The following is a 17,129-nucleotide window of genomic DNA, read 5'->3' on the forward strand; positions in this document are numbered from 1 at the left end:
AACCGGTCGTCTCTATTGAGGGCTTGCTTTATGAACCTCCGTCGGTCGGAGGGCTGTGATGGAGGTTCGGTTCCATCTTTTTCGCCAGCGCCAGTGCGGAATTGCGTCGCCTTTCGTCGCCTCGGGTTTGATATTCTTTCGCCCTGGCGACCAAAAATTCGACATAGGCCTTTTTTCTGGCGGCGGAGAGCTCCGGGCCATGCTTCCGTTTGAGTGCCGGTGGAATGGCTTTGCGATGGATGAGAACATTGGCGGCATGAAAGGTGAGCGGGGCTTTCTGCACCAATCCCGTTAATTGGCCTTCGAGTTGCCGGTGGACGAAGTAGTTGCCGGTATGTTCCGGGATGTGGTGAAGGTCATATCGGATCGACATCCTGCGCCATAGGTCGAAATCCTCCAGCGTCCGCAATCGTTCGTCCAAACCGCCCACCTCAGCGTAGCATTCCCGTCTGTGCACGACGGACAGCCAGGTGATTCTGTTGCAGTTGATGAGGTCCGGAAAACCGACCGGCCCGGTATAAACCAGATCACGCGAGGCCAGCCCCTCGTTCCTCTCTTGCCCCCTTTTAAAGAGGACCCTGTGCGCGTCGGAATGGCTGAACATGGTTGCGGGATTATTTGTATGGTACTCGTAATGCACCTGCAAATGGTTGGGGAGCCATTCGTCGTCATCGTCCAGATAGGCAATGAACTCCCCTCGGGCACGGCGGAATGCGGCATTGACCGCAGCGGATTTCCCCTTGTTCTCCTCGAAATTCAAAAGTGTTATGCGGCTATTGAAAAAAGAAGTCGTGATGCGCGAAATATCTTCGCCGCCGTCGTTGACAAGAATCAACTCCCAATGGGGGTATTGCTGCTTCACTATGGAGCGGATGGCCGACGGGAGCCTGTCCGCCCGCTGGTACGTGCTCATCAGGATGGAAAAGAGGGGGAGATTGCTGTTGTGGTCCTTCACAGGCATCCCTGCCGTGATGTTGATCCGTATTTGTTTATGGGCATCGGTATTCCTCTCTCGTGGCGGGGAACCCGCTGGGAATAAGTCGAGAAATATGATTGTTCGTTGGGCTCTGGAACGACAACATCTCAAGATATTTGATTTTTTGCCCGCAAACCAGGGTCAATCCCCAGCGATGATGAGAATGCTAAAGCGGTAACGGCTTGTCGTCAATGAAGTTTTACTTTACAAGACGATGAAAATTTTAGCTGTTTTGGAATATGGTGGACTTCCGGGGAGTCCTTCGTCCAGATGACGGCGTGGAGATTGCCGACCTTTTTCCCCGCATGCGGAAGGTTGCCTCGGGGAACAGGGCGCAGGCCGGTGTCGATGAGGGTGGAGACGCTCTCCGCATGCCCGTTCAAGCGCTCTTTGAGGGGATGGACAACCGCACGGTGTCCTCTTCGATGGATTCGCCTTCACGCCGAGCAACCTGTGGAACGGAAAGCCGTCACGGTGTCTTGTCTCACTTTGCTGGTGATCGGCAGGGGAATGTGCGTTATTCGGCAATTCAGCCTGGACAGCCGCCACATTCCTCATAGAAGCGGCGAACGTCGCTGCCGCAAATATACGCCAGCCTCTCTCGAATCAGGTCGTCGGGCCAATTCCACCATTGCAGTTCGAGAAGCATTTCGATTTCCTCGGGAGCAAAGCGATAGCGGATCGTCTTGGCCGGATTGCCGCCCACGACCGCATAGGGGGGAACATCCTTCGTGACCATTGCTCGGGCCGCGATAACAGCGCCGTCGCCGACGTTGATTCCCGGCATGATCATGGCCTCGGTCCCTATCCACACGTCGTTTCCGATCACGGTGTCGCCTTTGCGTTCGAATCCGTCTTCGGCCTGGGAGAAATCGGAAAAGTAGTGGAAGGGATAGGTGCTGATCCAATCATGTCGGTGGCCTTGATTCCCCGCCATCAGGAAAGTCGCGCCGGAGCCGATAGAACAAAAGTTGCCTATGACGAGTTTGTCCACGTCATCCCGCTCCGGATGGAGATATCGGACGTTCTCCTCGAAGTGTTGCCGGTGGTAATAACCGGAATAATAGGAGTGGCGGCCTGCGGTAATATTCTTGTTGGTGATGTTGGCGCGTATTTCGTACCCCTCGTAAGGCGAGGGAAAAGGGTTCTCATGCATGGAGCCTCCGTTGGGTCCTGTGCTTGCGGGTGTGTGCCGTACGGTCGAAATCTCGGCCGGAGCAATCTCCAAGGGGAGTCGGCAAGCCTTTTCCCGGCGTTCCCCGGTGGGGAGGTTGCCAGGAAAATGCCGCGTGGACGATTTTATCAGCCCTGTCTCGGAACGATGATACCCCGGGAGAGCAAGACTTCCAGAATCCGTGCCACGGGCAGGCCGACCACGTTGGTGTAGGAGCCCCGGATGCCGGTGACCAGGAAGGTGCCCACGCCTTGGATGGCGTAGGCTCCGGCCTTGTCCATGGGCTCGCCGGTGCGGATGTAGGCCATCAACTCGGCCTCGGTGGATACGCGCATGTCCACGTCCGTGGACACCGCGCCGGTCACGGCCCCGCCGTCGGGCAGGACCACGCAGAACCCGGTGACCACCTGGTGCGTCCGGCCGGACAGGGCGGCGAGCATGTCCAGGGCGTCGAGCCGGCTCTCCGGCTTGCCCATGATCCGGTTGCCCAGGACCACGGCGGTGTCCGCGCCGATGACCGTGGCCCCCCGGAACCGTCCGGCCACGTCCATGGTCTTCATCTCCGCCATGCGCAGCACATAGTCCGCAGGGGATTCGCCCGATTCCGGGGCGGGTTCGTCCAGGGGGCTGGGGTGGACGTCGAAGGCCAGGCCGAGGTCGGCCAGCAGTTCCCGGCGGCGGGGCGAGCCCGAGGCCAGGACGATGGGGGAGCGGTTGGTGAAGGGGCCGGAATTTGTCATGCCGGGAATGTTCCCCATTCCCGCCCGGTCGTCAATGTCCGGGGATCGACGGTTTTTTGTCGTTTTCTACATTATCCCGTTCACGCGCCGATGTTTCCCGTAACTTTTTGCACTATTCCGAGCGATTATAATCCTGGCAGGATAATTGCTTCAGTCCTCGCGCGCGCAAGCGCAGGAGTTGATACATGCAGGAAACCAAAAAAAGCTTAAGCGGGGACTTCACCTCGTTCCACCAGATGGACGGTTCGGAACCGGGCCGAGGAGCCAACGACTGGGCCGTGCCCTGGTCCGACCTGATGATGGTCATGTTCGTGCTCTTCGTGGTGCTGTTCATCTACGCCAGCAACAGCCAGGACGTGAAGGTCCTGTTCAGCAAACAGAGTGCGGAAAAGGCCCAAGCCGCCAGCGCGCTCGACCCGCTCATCGGGCTGATCGGCCAGATCGCCAGCAGGGCGGACTCCGGCGGTTCGCAGGATGTGGTCTCCGTGCCGGAGAAGGACGTCCTCTACCGCTCCCGGGTCAACGGCATCACCGTCATCCGCGAGGCCCCGGGCCGGGTGCGGGTGACCCTGCGCGGTGAACTCTTCTTCGACCCGGCGTCCGGGACGCTCAAGGAAGAGGGCGCCGAGTATTTCGACGAGATCGCCGACACGGTCCGCCTGAGCTTCGGGCTGGTACACGTCATCGGGTTCGCGGACCAGAGCGAGTCCGACGGCGCGCGCAGCTTCTCCCTGTCGTCCGAGCGCGCGGCCAACGTGGCGGAGCAGCTCATCATCCGGTTCGGCGTGGACCCCAAGCGGCTGGTGATCACCGGGCGCGGGTCGTACCAGCCTGAGCTGCCCGACACCTCGGCGGCCAACCAGGCCCTGAACCGGCGGGTCGAAATCGTCATTTCCAACAACAGCTGATCGATCGGAGGAACCATGGGCAGAAAAAATCTCATCGGCGTGGTGACGAGCCTCGCCATATTCGCGTGCAGCTTCCTGCTGACCGGCGCAGCCGGAGCGTATTTCAACCTGGCCGCCTTCCTGGTGGTCATCTCCGGCCTGTGCGCGGCCATGCTCATCAGCTACCCGGTGAAGCACGTCAAGAACGCCTTCAAGGTGGCCCGCAACGTCTACGGCAACGGCCGGACCTCGGCAGAGGAGATCGTCAACACCCTGCTTGACCTGTCGGTGAAGTCCAAGGTGGACGGGCTGCTCTCCCTGGAGCGCAACGCCAACAGGGCCACCTCCTCGTTCATGAAGAACGGGCTGTGCCTGCTGGTGGACAACTACAAGGAAGAGGAGATCCGCGAATGCCTGAACGCGGAGATGGCCTTCTTCAACCTGCGCCGCCAGCAGTCCGAGCGGTTCTTCCAGACCCTGGCGCGCACCGCGCCCGCCTTTGGCGTGGCCGGATCGGTCATCGGCCTCATCGGGCTGCTCATGGGCATCAACGACACCGCGGTCATCCTCAAGAACATTCCGGTGGCCTTCATCTCCACCCTGTACGGGCTGATCCTGTCCCACCTGATCTTTTCGCCCATTGCCGAGAACATCAACTATTCCACCAGGGAGGAGCTGCTCAACCAGAAGCTCGTCCTGGAGGGCATCGTGGCCATCAGCAAGGAGCAGAACTCCTACAAGCTGGAGCGCAAGCTCGCCTCCTTCCTCAGCCCGTCCGAGCGCGAGGGCAAGACCGAAACCCTGCGCAAAATCACCCGCAAGTACATTCAGAAGAAGAACCAGCCCGTGGAGCTGGCCGACATGGACGGCGGCGAGGAGTTGGCCAAGGCCCACGAGGCCGCCTGATCCCGATCCGATCGATTCAGCAGAAAAAGGAGCCGTTTGGCTCCTTTTTTTTTCGCCGGTTTGTGCTAGGATTCGCTCCACGGAGGAGACGGGTACATGGCGAAGATTCTGGCCGCCGACATCGGCGGCACCAACAGCCGGTTCGCATTGTTCGAATCGGACGGCGCACGCCTTGAGATAGGCGATTCAATATGGTTGCCGACCCACGGGGCCAAGACCTTCCCGGAACTGCTGGAGCAGCTCTGGGCCAGCGACTTTCCGGCCCGGCCGGGCAGTTTCGACGCGGCGGTGCTCGCGCCCGCAGGGGCCGTGTACGGCGGCATGACCTGTCCGCACCTGCCCAACGCGCCGTGGGGAATCGACCTCAACGAGGTGGACTTCGGCACCGGGGCCGTCCGGCTGATCAACGATTTTTCCGCCCAGGCCTACGCCACCCGGACCTCCGCCGTGGACGACGCCCTTGTGGTCCAGGCCGGGGAACCGGTGGAGGGCGAGACCATCGCCGTCATCGGGGCCGGGACCGGGCTGGGCTATTCCGCGCTGCTCTGGACCGGTGCCGCCTGGACCGCGCTGCCCTCCGAGGGCGGGCACATGGCTTTTCCGTTCATCGGTCGGGACGAGGCGGAATACGCCGAGTTCAACCGCATGGAGAGCGGCCGCAACTGGCCCGAAGGCGACTCCGTGGTCACCGGCCTGGGCCTTCGGCTGGTGCACAAGTTCCTGACCGGCGAAGACCTCGATCCCAAGGAGATTTCGGCCCGCATCACCCCGGAAAGCGAGACCACCAGGTGGTACGCCCGGTTCTACGCGCGCGCCTGCCGCAACTGGGCCATCGGGCTCATGTCCACGGGCGGATTCTTCATCGCCGGAGGCATCGCGGCCAAGAATCGGATGTTCGTTGAAGTGCCTGAATTCATGAATGAGTTTCACAATTCCCATGTCTATGGGGATTTCCTGCATTCGGTCCCGGTGAAGCTCAACTGCAACGAGGAAAGCGGTCTGTTCGGCGCGGCCTTTTTCGGCGCGCAGATGCTGGCGGATCGCGGCGCGGGCGCATGAGCCGGGGGACGATCAAGAAACTCCTGGTCGTCGCCTTCATTGCGGGCTTCGTGGCCGCCTATTTCCTGTTCGACCTGGGCCGGTTCTTTTCCCTGGACTACCTCAAGGCGTCGCGCGACGGGTTTCTTTCCCTGTACGATCGCCATCCCGTTCTGGTGCTCGGCTCCTATTTCCTGCTCTACGTGGCGGTCACGGCCCTGGCCCTGCCCGCGGCCACGGTGGTCACCCTGGCGGGCGGGGCGCTTTTCGGCCTGTGGGTCGGGGTGGTCGTGGTTTCCTTCGCCAGCACCCTGGGCGCGGCGCTCGCCTTTCTCATCTCCCGCTATCTGCTGCGCGACTGGGTGCAGCGCAGGTTCGGCGACCGGCTGACGCGGGTCAACCGGGGCATCGCGGAAGAGGGGGCGTTCTACCTCTTCACCCTGCGGCTGGTGCCGATCTTTCCCTTCTTCGTCATCAACACCGTTATCGGGCTGACCCCCATGCGGCTGTCCACCTACACCTGGGTTTCCCAGCTTGGCATGTTCCCGGCCACGGTGGTCTACGTCAACGCGGGCAAGGAACTGGGCCGGCTCGACTCGCTGTCGGGATTGCTCTCGCCGAGCCTGATCGCCGCCTTCACCCTGCTGGGGCTGTTTCCCCTGGCGGCCAGAAAGGCGCTCGGCTGGTACCGGCAAAGGAGGCGCAATGGCTGAGTACGATTACGACATCGGGATCATCGGCGGCGGGGCGGCGGGGCTGACCGTGGCCTCCGGCGCGTCCCAGCTGGGGGCGAAGACAGTGCTCATCGAGCGCACGCCCCGGCTCGGCGGCGACTGCCTGCACACCGGCTGCGTGCCGAGCAAGACCCTGATCCGCACGGCCTCGGTGCGCCACGAGATGCGCAACGCGGTCCGTTTCGGCCTGCCGGAGGTCGAGCTGCCCCCGGTGGACATGGGCGCGGTCAACAGGCGCATTCGCGAGGTCGTCGAGGCCATCCAGGTGCACGACTCCGAGGAGCGGTTCTGCTCCCTGGGAGTCAAGGTCCTGTTCGGGGAGGCGTCCTTCGAGGACGACCACGTGGTGGACTGTTCCGGGACCCGGGTGTCCGCGAAATTCTGGGTCCTGGCCACGGGCTCGGCCCCGTCCGCGCCTCCCATAGACGGGCTGGCGGACGTCGCGTACCTGACCAACGAGGACCTCTTTTCTCTGCCCAACCTGCCGTCCTCCCTGGCCGTGATCGGCGGCGGCCCCATCGGTTGCGAGATGGCCCAGGCCTTTGCCCGGCTGGGCAGCGGGGTGACCATCCTCCAGCGCAACCGCCAACTGCTGCCCGCCGAGGACGAGGATATGGCCGCCATGGTCCGCGCCTCCCTGGAGCTTGAGGGGGTGCGGGTGGAGACGGATGCGGCTCCGGTTTCGGTGCGCGAGGTTCCCGGCGGGGTGGAGATCGACTGCGTGCGCGAGGGCGAGCCGTTCACCGTGCGGGCGGAGAAGCTGCTCGTGGCCGCCGGACGCACGGCCCGGACCGCCGGGCTGAAGCTCGAAAACTGCGGGGTGGAGTACGATGCGCGGGGCGTGCGGACGGACCTTCGGCTGCGCACCTCCCAAAAACATATTTTCGCCGCCGGGGACGTGACCGGCAAGTACCGGTTCACCCACGCCGCAGGCTACGAGGGCGGCATCGTCATCTCCAACGCGGTCTTCCGGCTGCCGCGCAAGGTCGACTACACCTGGCTTCCCTGGTGCACCTACACGGACCCGGAACTGGCCAGCGTGGGCATGAACGTGAAGCGGGCCGAGGCGTCCGGGACCGAGTTCACGGTCTTCGAGGAGCCGTTCGAGTCCAACGACCGGGCCAGGGCCGAGGGCGCGGAAGCGGGCAAGATCAAGCTCATCCTGGACCGGCGGGAGAAACCGCTGGGCGTGCAGATCGCGGGACCGCACGCGGGCGAGCTGGCCGCCCAATGGACCACGGCCCTGACCAATCGGGTGGGGATGACTTCCCTGGCATCGGCGGTTCAGCCCTATCCCACCCTGGCTGAGATCAGCAAAAGGGTGGCGGGCCAGGTCCTGTCCCCCAAGCTGTTTTCGGACAAGGTGCGGAAGACATTGGGCTTTCTTTTTGATTACAAGGGCAGGGGCTGTACGCTTGATTAATTGGCCGGAGACGGGTAGGAAGCCGTCTTCCCGGCAAATCAAGGCAAGGAGACGTTGTTCATGGCTGACAAGAGCAGATATCAGAAGATGTTCCCGGTTTCCTGGGAGCAGTTGCACCGCGACTGCCGGGCGCTGTCCTGGCGTCTGGTGGAGAAGGGCCCGTGGAAGGGCATCCTGGCCATCACCAGGGGCGGCCTCGTCCCGGCGGCCATCATCGCCCGCGAACTCGACATCCATCTGATCGACACCATTTGCCTTTCCTCCTACGACTGGAAGGACCAGGGCGAGGCGAACGTGCTCAAGGATGTGGACTGCGACGGCGAGGGCTGGCTGCTCATCGACGACCTCGTGGACACCGGCAAGACCGCCAAGATCGCCCGCGACATGGTCCCCAAGGCCCATTTCGCCACGGTCTACGCCAAGCCCGCGGGTCGGCCCATGGTGGACACCTACATCACCGAGGTCAGCCAGGACACCTGGATTCTCTTCCCCTGGGACGCCGCGTCGCAGTTTGTCGAACCCATTGCGCTGGTCCAGGAATGACCCGCGCGGGTAAAATCTTTCGCCTTGAATTGCAACCGGTTGCTGTAGCAGAAGCGAAAATGGGACTTGCCCGATTATCGTCGCTGGGATATGGCTTTCGGATATTTAACCGCTAACGGAGAGGTCCTGATCATGAAATTGCTGAAACTGTTTGGTATACCTGCCGCCTGCATGATGCTGGCGCTGTCCCTTTTCGCCTGCGGTGAGGCTCCGCAGGAGAAGAAGGCCGAAGAGCCCGCCAAGACCGAGGAGGCCGCCGCCCCCAGGAAGAGGCCAAGCTCATCAAGGCCGGATTCATCTATGTTTCCCCCGTGGGTGACGCCGGTTACTCCTACGCCCACGACCTCGGCCGCCAGGCCGTCGACGCCCTGCCCTGGGCCACCACCTATTTCGCCGAGTCCATTCCCGAAGGCGCCGACTCCGAGCGCGTGATCCGCAACATGGCCCGCGAAGGCTATGACGTCATCTTCGCCACCAGCTTCGGCTACATGGACCCGATCATCAAGGTCGCCAAGGAATTCCCGGACACCAAGTTCATGCATTGCTCCGGCTTCAAGACCGCTCCCAACGCCAGCAACTACTTCGCCCGCATCTACCAGCCGCGCTACCTGACCGGCCTGATCGCCGGCTCCATGACCAAGTCCAACAAGCTCGGTTACGTGGCCGCCTTCCCGATCCCGGAAGTCATTCGCGGCATCAACGCCTTCACCCTGGGCGCGCGCGAAGTGAATCCCAACGTCGAGGTGCGCGTGGTCTGGACCAAGACCTGGTATGACCCGGCCCTGGAAAAGGACGCCGCCAAGTCCCTGCTCGACGCCGGTTGCGACGTCATCGCCCAGCATCAGGATTCCCCGGCCCCGCAGGAGGCCGCCCAGGAAGCGGGCGCCTACTCCATCGGCTACAACTCCGACATGACCTCCTTCGCTCCCAAGGCCCATCTGACCGCGGCCATCTGGAACTGGGGCCCGATGTACGTCAAGACCGTCGAGGAAGTCCGCGACGGCACCTGGCAGGGCGGCCAGTCCCTGTGGTGGTCCATGGCCGACGGCGTGGTCGATATCGCGCCCATGGGCTCCATGGTCCCCGATGACGTCAAGAGCATGGTCGAGGCCAAGCGCGCCGAGCTCAAGGGCGGCACCGACAACATCTTCGCCGGTCCCGTCAAGAACCAGGCCGGTGAGGTCGTCATCCCCGAAGGAACCAAGGCCGAGGACGGCCAGCTCCTGAGCATGGATTGGTTCGTCGAAGGCGTGGTCGGCACCACCAAATAACGAGGCCGCGTGCTGAAGATCAAAAAAAGAGATGAACCCTGGAAGTGGGGCGCCCTGGTCGTATTCCTGGGCGCCCTGCTCTTTTCCCTTTTGGTGAGCGGGCTGCTCCTGGCGGGACAGGGCAAGGACCCCATGCAGGGGCTGGCCGTGCTCTGGCAGGGCAGCTTCGGCAGCGTCTGGGGACTGGGCGACGTGCTGCTCAAGTCCATTCCGCTGTTCCTCTGCTCCCTGGGCGTGGCCGTGGCTTTCCGCATGCAGATCTGGAACATCGGCGCGGAAGGGCAGTTCGCGCTGGGCGCCATCGGGGCCACCTGGATGGCCCTTTCCTTCCCTGACCTGCCCCGGATCGTGCTCATGCCGCTCATGTTCGGCATGGCCTTCATCCTGGGCGGCATCTGGGCCATGATCCCGGCGCTGCTCAAGCTCAAGCTCAGGGTCAACGAGATCATCTCGACCCTGATGCTCAACTACATCGCCATCCTCTTCCTGGACTACCTGGTCTTCGGCGTGTGGAAGGACCCGGCCAGCTTCGGGTTCCCCATGACCCCCGAATTCTCCGCCAACGCCGTCATTCCGGCCATCGCCGGGGGGCGCGTTCACTGGGGCATCGTCTTCTGCGCGGTGGTGGGCGTCGGCCTGTGGGCCTTCATGCGCTTCACCCGGCTGGGCTTCGAGCTCCAGGCCAGCGGCGAGGGCGCGCGCGTGGCCAAGTACGCCAAGATCCGCTACGGCATGCTCGTGCTCTTCGTCATGGGGCTGTCCGGCGGGTTCGCGGGCTGGGCCGGGTGCGTGGAGACCTCGGCGGTCCTGAACCGCCTCCAGCCCTCCCTGATGGTCGGCTACGGCTACACCGCCATCGTGGTCGCCTGGCTGGCGCGGCTCGAGCCGCTGAACATCGCCTTCGCGTCCATCCTGCTGGCGGCCCTGCGCGTGGGCGTGGAGAGCCTCCAGATCAGGCTCCAGGTCCCGGCGGCCTTCGGCGTGATCATGGAAGGCATGATCCTGCTGACCGTGCTGGCGGGCCAGTTCTTCCTGACCTACAAGCTCGGGCGCGGGACGAAGCAGGAGTAAGCGCATGTGGGAATTTCTGATACCGCTGTTCGCGGCCACGGTGCAGTCCGGCACCCCCATCCTCTACGCCACGCTGGGCGAGATGATGACCGAGAAGGGCGGGGTACTGAACCTCGGCGTGGAGGGCATGATGGCCGTGTCGGCCCTGGCCGCCTTCTGGGTCAGCTACTCCACCGGCTCCCCCTGGCTCGGCTTCCTGGCGGGCGGTTTCGCGGGCATGGTCATGGCTTCGGTCCACGCCTTCGTCTGCGTCTCCTGCCTTGGCAACCAGGTGGTCTCAGGCCTGGCCCTGACCATCCTCGGCGGCGGCCTGACCCATTTTCTGGGCGTTCCCTACGTGGGGCTGGCCGCTCCCGGCTTCGATCCCTTCGACTTTCCGCTGCTCTCCCGAATTCCGTTCCTGGGCGAGATCTTCTTCAAGCACGACATGCTGGTCTACGTGTCCTTTATCATCCCGTTCCTGTTCTGGTTCTTCTTCCGGCGCACGAGCCTCGGCCTGCACGTCACGGCCACCGGTGAAATGCCCGCCGCCGCAGCCGCCGCAGGCCTCAAGCCCATCCGGCTGCGCTACTTCGCGGTCATCGCGGGCGGCTTTCTCATCGGCCTGGGCGGTGCGTATCTCTCCCTGGCCTACACGCATCTGTGGACCAACGGGCTGTCCGGCGGGCGCGGCTGGATCGCCGTGGCCCTGGTCATCTTCGCCTTCTGGCGTCCGGGTCGGGCCGTTGTCGGCGCGTACCTGTTCGGCGGGGTCATGGCCTTCCAGCTCCGGCTCCAGGCCGTGGGTACGCATTTGCCGTCCTCGCTGCTGCTCATGCTGCCGTACCTGCTGACCATCCTTGTCCTGATCCTGTCCGCCTGGCGGGGCCGCCGCATCGACGCCCCGGCCGCGCTCGGCACCAACATCGAGCCGGAGGGGTAGGGGATGACCGAGCTGCAATTCGTCCGCCCGGTGAAACGGTGCCCCCTGCCCGACGACGCGGTCCCGGTGGTCTCCCTGCGCGGCCTGACCAAGCGGTTCGGCAAGGTTCTGGCCAACGACTCCATCACCCTGGACGTCTACCCCGGGCGCATCAAGGCGTTGCTCGGCGAGAACGGGGCGGGCAAATCGACCATGATGTCCATGCTCGCGGGCCGGTACAAGCCGGACGAGGGACACATCGAGATCGACGGCAAGCCGGTCCGTTTCAATTCCTCCAAGGACGCCATCGAGGCGGGCATCGGCATGGTCTACCAGCACTTCATGCTCGTGGACTCCATGACCGTGGCCGAGAACGTGCTGCTGGGCCAGGAGGGGCATTTCTTCGTCAGTCCCAAGGAGATGGAAAGCAGGGTGGGGCGGCTGGCCGAGCGTTACGGGCTGGGCATCGACCCCGGCGCGCGCATCAGCGAGCTGTCCATGGGCGAGCGCCAACTGGTCGAGATCCTCAAGCTCCTGTACCGCGAGAGCCGCATCCTCATCTTCGACGAACCCACGGCGGTCCTCACCCCTGAGGAGACCCGCAATCTTTTCGAGGCCCTGTGGCGCATGACCGAGCAGGGCAAATCCATCATCTTCATCTCCCACAAACTGGAAGAGGTCATCGCCCTGGCCGATGACGTGGCCATCCTGCGGCGCGGCCGCATCGAGGGCGAGCTGGAGACCGAATCCATCGAGTCCAAGGCGGACCTGGCTTCGCGCATGGTGGGCAAGGAAGTGCTGCTCGAAGTGGACCGCCGGCCCGTGGAGATCGGCGACAAGGTCCTGGAGATCAGGAACCTCACCGGGCTCGGGCTGACCGAGGTCGACCTGGAGGTGCGCAAGGGCGAGATCGTGGCCCTGGTGGGCGTGGCGGGCAACGGCCAGAAGGCGCTGGTGGAGGCCGTCACCGGCCTGACCAAGCCGCCGCTGGACACCGTGTTCATCATGGGCCAGCCGTGGCGCAAGTTTTTTGCCGAGTCCACCTGGAACCGGTCCATGTGCTACATCCCGGAGGATCGCCTCGGGCTGGCCACCCTGCGCAACCAGAACCTGGTGGACAACCTGCTGCTGACCACCCGCGAGGGGTTCGCCCGGGGGCCGTGGCTGGACAAGAAGAAGGCCGCCAAGCATACGGTCCGGCTCATCGAGAAGTTCGACATCCGCCCGGGCCGCATTCACGCCCTGGCCTGGCAGCTCTCCGGCGGCAACCTCCAGAAGGCGGTCCTGGCCCGCGAACTGTATCGCGAGCCCAAGTTCATGGTCGCGGAACAGCCGACCCAGGGACTGGACGTCTCGGCCACCGAGGAGGTCTGGAAGCGGCTCCTGGAGACCCGCTCCATGGCCGGGGTCCTGCTCGTCACCGGCGACCTCAACGAGGCGTTGCAATTGGCCGACCGCATCGCGGTCATTTATCGCGGGCGCATACTCGGCGTCCTTCCCACATCGGACAAGGACACCGCCCGCAAGATCGGCCCGCTTATGGCCGGCATTGTCGATTGATCCCATATTTTTCCGGTCATCCCGACCGGGGCATACAATCATAATATCCAAGGAGATAGATATGAAGTTCAACCAGTTGCGTATCGTCGCCGTGCTCGCCCTGACCCTGGTCCTGGGCCTGTCCGCCGTGGCCAATGCTGAAACCACCCTGGAAAAGGTCAAGAAGGCCGGTGTGATCACCGTGGGCAACAGCCCGGACTACCCGCCGTTCGAGTCCATCGGCGACAACGGCGAGCGCGTCGGTTTCGACGTCGATCTCCTGAACGCCATCGCCGCCAAGCTCGACCTGAAGATCCAGTGGGTGACCATGGACTTCGCGGCCATCGTCACCGCCGTACAGAGCGGCCAGGTGGACATGGGCATGTCCGGCTTCTCCATTTCCGCCGAGCGCGCCGAGCAGGTCGACTTCTCCGCTCCGTACTTCGTCAGCGGCCAGGTGATCGTGGTCCAGTCCGAGTCCGCCATCGACTCCGCCGAAGCCCTGAAGGGCAAGAAGATCGCCGTTCAGCTGGGCACCACCGGCGAGCAGCAGGCCGACAAGATCGAGGGCGCGGAAGTGGTCAAGCCCGAGAGCTACAACATCGCCTTCATGATGCTCAACAACAAGGCCGCCGACGCGGTCATCGCCGACATCTCCGTGGCCGACGAGTTCGTCAAGCGCGGCATGTTCAAGCGCGCGGGCGAGCCGCTGTCCTACGAGGAGTTCGCCATGATCTCCCGCAAGGGCAACGAAGACCTGCTGGGCGCCCTGAACAAGGCCCTGGAGGAAGTGAAGCAGGACGGCACCTACGCCGACCTGGTCAAGAAGTGGAATCTGTAGTTTCTGAACCATGGGGCGGGGAGGGCGACCTCCCCGCCCATTCGAGGAGCCGGCAATGGATTTTTCCCTGATCTTCAAACACCAGGACATGCTCCTGAACGGGGCCCTGGTCACCCTTGAGGTCACCTTCGGGGCCTTGGCCCTTGGCCTGTTCCTGGGCATCTTCGCCGGTATCGGTCGCATCAGCCGCCGGACGGTCGTGCGCATGGCCGCCGATGCCTATATCCAGGTCATTCGCGGCACCCCCATGCTGTTGCAGATATTCTTCTTCTACCTCGGCTTTCCGCAGCTTTACATGCTGGCCACCGGACAGGGCATCACCCCGGACCCGCTGATCACCGGTATCGTTGCTCTGGGCATCAACAGCGGGGCCTATAACGCGGAGATCATCCGGGCGGGCATCCAGTCCATCGACAAGGGACAGATGGAGGCCGCGCGCGGCACCGGGTTGTCCCACGTCCAGGCCATGTTCTGGGTCATCCTGCCCCAGGCCCTGAAGCGGATGATTCCGCCGCTTGGCAACGAGCTCATCGTCCTGCTCAAGGATTCGTCGCTCATCTCCACCATCGGCGTGGCCGAACTCATGTTCACCGCCAAGGTGCTCGGCGCGAAGTATTATACCTATGTGCCGTTCCTGGTGGGCGTGGCCTGCATCTACCTGACCCTGACCTTCGGCTTCTCCCGGCTGTTCAACGCGCTCGAACGCAAGCTCCACGCGGGCAGCGGAGCGCGCCAGGTCAAGAACGCGGTTCTCGACCTCGGCTAGCGCGCCGGGCCGCACCCGACAGAAAAGCCCCTTCGCTTGCAGCGGAGGGGCTTTTTTCATGAATCAGGCGTCGTCGGCTTGACTCATTTGCCGATGGTAGTATTGTTAATACCATGAACAAAAATGCCGACACTTTCATTCCCGAACGCGACGTGGCCGAGTTTCAGCAGCTCATGGAAGCCGTTTTCCAGTGTTTCCAGGAGCGATTGCAGGATCAGAGCGAGCGGTTCGCCCTCCCGGACGCCGAACTCCGTTGCCTCCTTCTTTTCGAAGGGGAGCGCTACCTGACGGCCAAGACCCTGGCCTACCGGCTTAACGTGGCCAAGAGCCGGGTGACCAAGCTCGTCTCGTCCCTGTTGAAGCGGGACCTCCTGACCAGTATGCCAGATCCGGCGGACTCGCGGGTCAAGCTCCTGTCCCTGACTCCTGAAGGGGGACGCGTGGTCCGGATGATCTCCCGGTTCCGCCATGAAGCCCACAAGATGGTGCTCTCGCAGTTCAACGGGGCACAGCGGGCCGAGCTGCTCCATTCCCTGTCCCTGCTCTCCAGGAACATGAAGGCGGCCAAGGATCTGCTGGCCTGATTTTTTTGGAAGGAAGGTTAACGCCATTAACAATATGGAGGATGTCATGTCCGAACAAAGCAAGAGCGGCGGGATGAAGCAGAAGCACGCCTTCATCACCTCCCGCGGAACACTGGACGGGGCCATGCCCGCGCTGGTCATGGCGCTCAACTCGAGGCGGCTCGGCAACGATGCGACCATCTTTTACACCTTCATGGGCATGGACGTGATCCGTCCCGGCGGCATCGACAAACTGAAGTTCTATCCCGAGGGGACCATGGGAGCCATACCGGGAATGCCGCACCTGGCCACCAACATGATGAAGAAGTGGATGGCCGAGGCCAACATCCCGGACGCCTCGGAGATGTTCGAGATGGCTCAGCTGGAAGGGGTCAAGTTCGTGGCCTGCCACATGACCATGGAGATGATGAAGCTCAAGCAGGAGGATTTCGTCGAAGGCGTGGAGGTCTGGACTGCCGAGGAATTCATCAAGTACGCGGGCCAGTGCGACCTGTGCCTGTTCACCTAGCCCGTGCGCACGGCGCGCCAAGCAAAAACCCCGGTTTGTCCGGGGTTTTTGCGTCTATTGTTCCTTGATGAGTTCGATCTGCTGCTTGGACAGCCGCACCTGCTGGCCGTCCTGGTCGGTGAAGGCGTAGCTGTCCGTGGCCACGTCGTAGACCGGTGTCTCGTCCGCGATGTAGACCTGACCGTCCGTGGTGGTGATCCTGTAGCTGGACATGCAGGCCGCCAGGGCGAGGGTCAGGGCCGTGAGGAGGAGCGGTCTGAGCAGGTTCTTCATCTATTCTCTCCGGAATTGTGCATGATTGGAGGTAGGGTAGACCTATTCCGGGCCGGATATCAACTCCAAATCGGTAAAAAGGGGATGAATCAGCTGAAAAGCTTGCCGGCGCGGTTCAGAAAGGCTTCCACGCGGGCATCGCTCAGGCCGAGGCGCTGGGTTATGCGCCTGATCTCGTCCTCGGCGTCGTACAGGGGGTAGTCGCTGCCGAACAGAATGCGGTCAGGGGTGAAGGCGTCCACCAACCGGCGCAGCAGGTCGTCGTCCACGAAATCCAGGACGCTGGAGCAGTCCACATAGACGTCCAGCCCGGCCAGGTGCTCCATGGCGTATTCCCACTGCTTGAGCCCGCCGAAGTGGGCCGCGATCATCGGCGGCTTCGGAAAGGCGCGGCGCAGGGCGGCCATCTTCCTGGGGCAGGACGGGTTCTCGTCCGGCGGCAGGTCGTCGCCCACGTGGAACAGGCAGATGAACCGCTCGTCCACCAGGGACATGAGATCGTAGAACTTGGGATCGTCCATGCGGAACCGCTGGAAGTCCGGGTGGAACTTCAGTCCCCGGATGCCGTTGGCCGCCAGCCGTTCCAGCTCCTCGGCGTTGCGGTCGTATTCCGGGTGCAGGGTGCCGAAGGGGATGAAGCGCGGGCTGAGCCCCTTGAGTTCGATGGCCCAATCGTTGGCCGGGACCACCTGGGAAGGGGTGGTGGCGGCGGTCAGGACAACGGCCTTGTCCAGACCGGCCTTGTCCAGGTGCCTGAGCAGGTCGTCCGCGTCGCCGCTGCCCACCGGGCGGATGCCGTAGTGGGTTTCGAGTTGGTCAACGGCCTTGCGGGCGATCTTGGGATTGAAGGCGTGAGCGTGTACGTCGATTCGCATGGGGAGTTTTTACCCGTCCGGGGCCGGGTGTGTAAACAGTTGTTTGAATAAAATTCTGAAACGATTGGGCGGGCCGGTG

The 17,129-nt window shown here is 63.1% G+C and carries 18 protein-coding genes and 1 pseudogene; 14 read left to right on the forward strand and 5 right to left on the reverse strand.

The features are described from left to right. Positions 1–28 precede the first annotated feature (28 nt). The 3 genes from AWY79_RS11345 to AWY79_RS11355 form a co-directional block, all read right to left on the reverse strand. Positions 29–961, reverse strand: a complete 933-nt coding sequence (locus AWY79_RS11345) for a glycosyltransferase family 2 protein (RefSeq protein WP_066803819.1) — start codon at positions 959–961, stop codon at positions 29–31. Positions 962–1,505: 544 nt separating this feature from the next. Next, positions 1,506–2,132 (reverse strand): CatB-related O-acetyltransferase, encoded by a 627-nt coding sequence (locus AWY79_RS11350; RefSeq protein ID WP_066803822.1) that lies wholly within the window; start codon positions 2,130–2,132, stop codon positions 1,506–1,508. A gap of 146 nt (positions 2,133–2,278) precedes the next feature. After that, positions 2,279–2,890 (reverse strand): Maf family protein, encoded by a 612-nt coding sequence (locus AWY79_RS11355; RefSeq protein WP_066807188.1) that lies wholly within the window; start codon positions 2,888–2,890, stop codon positions 2,279–2,281. 185 nt (positions 2,891–3,075) lie between these two features. Between AWY79_RS11355 and AWY79_RS11360 the strand changes: the two genes are divergently transcribed. The 14 genes and pseudogenes from AWY79_RS11360 to AWY79_RS11425 all read left to right on the forward strand — a co-directional run bounded on the left by AWY79_RS11360 (position 3,076) and on the right by AWY79_RS11425 (position 15,902). Then, entirely contained in the window at positions 3,076–3,798 is a 723-nt protein-coding gene (locus tag AWY79_RS11360; RefSeq protein ID WP_066803825.1) for an OmpA/MotB family protein, read from the forward strand. A 15-nt stretch (positions 3,799–3,813) separates the two neighbouring features. Beyond that, positions 3,814–4,683, forward strand: coding sequence for a motility protein A (locus AWY79_RS11365; RefSeq protein ID WP_066803827.1), 870 nt, complete (start codon positions 3,814–3,816; stop codon positions 4,681–4,683). 96 nt (positions 4,684–4,779) lie between these two features. Next, entirely contained in the window at positions 4,780–5,742 is a 963-nt protein-coding gene (locus AWY79_RS11370; RefSeq protein WP_066803829.1) for a glucokinase, read from the forward strand. Continuing rightward, positions 5,739–6,434 carry a TVP38/TMEM64 family protein gene (locus AWY79_RS11375; RefSeq protein ID WP_066803832.1) on the forward strand — a complete coding sequence of 232 codons (696 nt, stop codon included), beginning with the start codon at positions 5,739–5,741 and terminating at the stop codon, positions 6,432–6,434. The genes AWY79_RS11370 and AWY79_RS11375 overlap by 4 nt, the downstream gene beginning before the upstream one ends. Continuing rightward, complete coding sequence (locus tag AWY79_RS11380; protein WP_066803834.1) at positions 6,427–7,878, forward strand: dihydrolipoyl dehydrogenase family protein; 1,452 nt, start codon at positions 6,427–6,429, stop codon at positions 7,876–7,878. The genes AWY79_RS11375 and AWY79_RS11380 overlap by 8 nt, the downstream gene beginning before the upstream one ends. A 60-nt stretch (positions 7,879–7,938) precedes the next feature. Beyond that, entirely contained in the window at positions 7,939–8,421 is a 483-nt protein-coding gene (gpt, locus tag AWY79_RS11385) for a xanthine phosphoribosyltransferase (protein ID WP_066803836.1), read from the forward strand. A 129-nt stretch (positions 8,422–8,550) separates the two neighbouring features. Beyond that, positions 8,551–9,692 (forward strand): annotated as a pseudogene (locus tag AWY79_RS11390) (BMP family ABC transporter substrate-binding protein). 9 nt (positions 9,693–9,701) lie between these two features. Continuing rightward, positions 9,702–10,763: an ABC transporter permease gene (locus AWY79_RS11395; RefSeq protein ID WP_066803839.1), complete on the forward strand. Its 1,062-nt coding sequence runs from the start codon at positions 9,702–9,704 to the stop codon at positions 10,761–10,763. A gap of 4 nt (positions 10,764–10,767) precedes the next feature. Further along, a complete protein-coding gene (locus AWY79_RS11400) occupies positions 10,768–11,685 on the forward strand; it encodes an ABC transporter permease (RefSeq protein WP_066803842.1) in 918 nt (305 codons plus the stop codon). A 3-nt stretch (positions 11,686–11,688) separates the two neighbouring features. Then, positions 11,689–13,224, forward strand: a complete 1,536-nt coding sequence (locus AWY79_RS11405; protein ID WP_066803845.1) for an ABC transporter ATP-binding protein — start codon at positions 11,689–11,691, stop codon at positions 13,222–13,224. Positions 13,225–13,285: 61 nt separating this feature from the next. Continuing rightward, entirely contained in the window at positions 13,286–14,044 is a 759-nt protein-coding gene (locus AWY79_RS11410; protein WP_066803848.1) for a basic amino acid ABC transporter substrate-binding protein, read from the forward strand. A 55-nt stretch (positions 14,045–14,099) separates the two neighbouring features. Further along, a complete protein-coding gene (locus tag AWY79_RS11415) occupies positions 14,100–14,810 on the forward strand; it encodes an amino acid ABC transporter permease (protein WP_066803851.1) in 711 nt (236 codons plus the stop codon). A 113-nt stretch (positions 14,811–14,923) separates the two neighbouring features. Beyond that, on the forward strand, positions 14,924–15,394 hold the full coding sequence (locus AWY79_RS11420) for a MarR family winged helix-turn-helix transcriptional regulator (RefSeq protein ID WP_066803854.1): 471 nt from the start codon (positions 14,924–14,926) through the stop codon (positions 15,392–15,394). A gap of 46 nt (positions 15,395–15,440) precedes the next feature. Further along, complete coding sequence (locus AWY79_RS11425; protein ID WP_066807190.1) at positions 15,441–15,902, forward strand: DsrE/DsrF/DrsH-like family protein; 462 nt, start codon at positions 15,441–15,443, stop codon at positions 15,900–15,902. A 54-nt stretch (positions 15,903–15,956) separates the two neighbouring features. Here AWY79_RS11425 and AWY79_RS11430 read toward each other — a convergent pair whose 3' ends face one another. Together AWY79_RS11430 and AWY79_RS11435 are read right to left on the reverse strand one after the other, a co-directional pair. Next, a complete protein-coding gene (locus tag AWY79_RS11430; protein WP_078063760.1) occupies positions 15,957–16,175 on the reverse strand; it encodes a YgdI/YgdR family lipoprotein in 219 nt (72 codons plus the stop codon). An 89-nt stretch (positions 16,176–16,264) separates the two neighbouring features. Beyond that, the gene (locus tag AWY79_RS11435; protein WP_066803856.1) at positions 16,265–17,050 is read right to left on the reverse strand and encodes an amidohydrolase family protein; all 786 of its coding nucleotides are present in this window, start codon (positions 17,048–17,050) and stop codon (positions 16,265–16,267) included. Positions 17,051–17,129: the final 79 nt, after the last annotated feature.

It is taken from the genome of Pseudodesulfovibrio indicus, assembly GCF_001563225.1.
GTDB lineage: Bacteria > Desulfobacterota > Desulfovibrionia > Desulfovibrionales > Desulfovibrionaceae > Pseudodesulfovibrio > Pseudodesulfovibrio indicus.

What these genes read in the sequence shown, in the direction of transcription:
- AWY79_RS11435 (WP_066803856.1), bottom strand. Translation starts at nt 17,050, where the DNA reads ATGCGAATCGACGTACACGCTCACGCCTTCAATCCCAAGATCGCCCGC.
- AWY79_RS11400 (WP_066803842.1), top strand. Translation starts at nt 10,768, where the DNA reads ATGTGGGAATTTCTGATACCGCTGTTCGCGGCCACGGTGCAGTCCGGC.
- AWY79_RS11380 (WP_066803834.1), top strand. Translation starts at nt 6,427, where the DNA reads ATGGCTGAGTACGATTACGACATCGGGATCATCGGCGGCGGGGCGGCG.
- AWY79_RS11375 (WP_066803832.1), top strand. Translation starts at nt 5,739, where the DNA reads ATGAGCCGGGGGACGATCAAGAAACTCCTGGTCGTCGCCTTCATTGCG.
- AWY79_RS11430 (WP_078063760.1), bottom strand. Translation starts at nt 16,175, where the DNA reads ATGAAGAACCTGCTCAGACCGCTCCTCCTCACGGCCCTGACCCTCGCC.
- AWY79_RS11365 (WP_066803827.1), top strand. Translation starts at nt 3,814, where the DNA reads ATGGGCAGAAAAAATCTCATCGGCGTGGTGACGAGCCTCGCCATATTC.
- AWY79_RS11350 (WP_066803822.1), bottom strand. Translation starts at nt 2,132, where the DNA reads ATGCATGAGAACCCTTTTCCCTCGCCTTACGAGGGGTACGAAATACGC.
- AWY79_RS11405 (WP_066803845.1), top strand. Translation starts at nt 11,689, where the DNA reads ATGACCGAGCTGCAATTCGTCCGCCCGGTGAAACGGTGCCCCCTGCCC.
- AWY79_RS11410 (WP_066803848.1), top strand. Translation starts at nt 13,286, where the DNA reads ATGAAGTTCAACCAGTTGCGTATCGTCGCCGTGCTCGCCCTGACCCTG.
- gpt (WP_066803836.1), top strand. Translation starts at nt 7,939, where the DNA reads ATGGCTGACAAGAGCAGATATCAGAAGATGTTCCCGGTTTCCTGGGAG.
- AWY79_RS11425 (WP_066807190.1), top strand. Translation starts at nt 15,441, where the DNA reads ATGTCCGAACAAAGCAAGAGCGGCGGGATGAAGCAGAAGCACGCCTTC.
- AWY79_RS11420 (WP_066803854.1), top strand. Translation starts at nt 14,924, where the DNA reads ATGAACAAAAATGCCGACACTTTCATTCCCGAACGCGACGTGGCCGAG.
- AWY79_RS11360 (WP_066803825.1), top strand. Translation starts at nt 3,076, where the DNA reads ATGCAGGAAACCAAAAAAAGCTTAAGCGGGGACTTCACCTCGTTCCAC.
- AWY79_RS11370 (WP_066803829.1), top strand. Translation starts at nt 4,780, where the DNA reads ATGGCGAAGATTCTGGCCGCCGACATCGGCGGCACCAACAGCCGGTTC.
- AWY79_RS11355 (WP_066807188.1), bottom strand. Translation starts at nt 2,890, where the DNA reads ATGACAAATTCCGGCCCCTTCACCAACCGCTCCCCCATCGTCCTGGCC.
- AWY79_RS11345 (WP_066803819.1), bottom strand. Translation starts at nt 961, where the DNA reads ATGCCTGTGAAGGACCACAACAGCAATCTCCCCCTCTTTTCCATCCTG.
- AWY79_RS11415 (WP_066803851.1), top strand. Translation starts at nt 14,100, where the DNA reads ATGGATTTTTCCCTGATCTTCAAACACCAGGACATGCTCCTGAACGGG.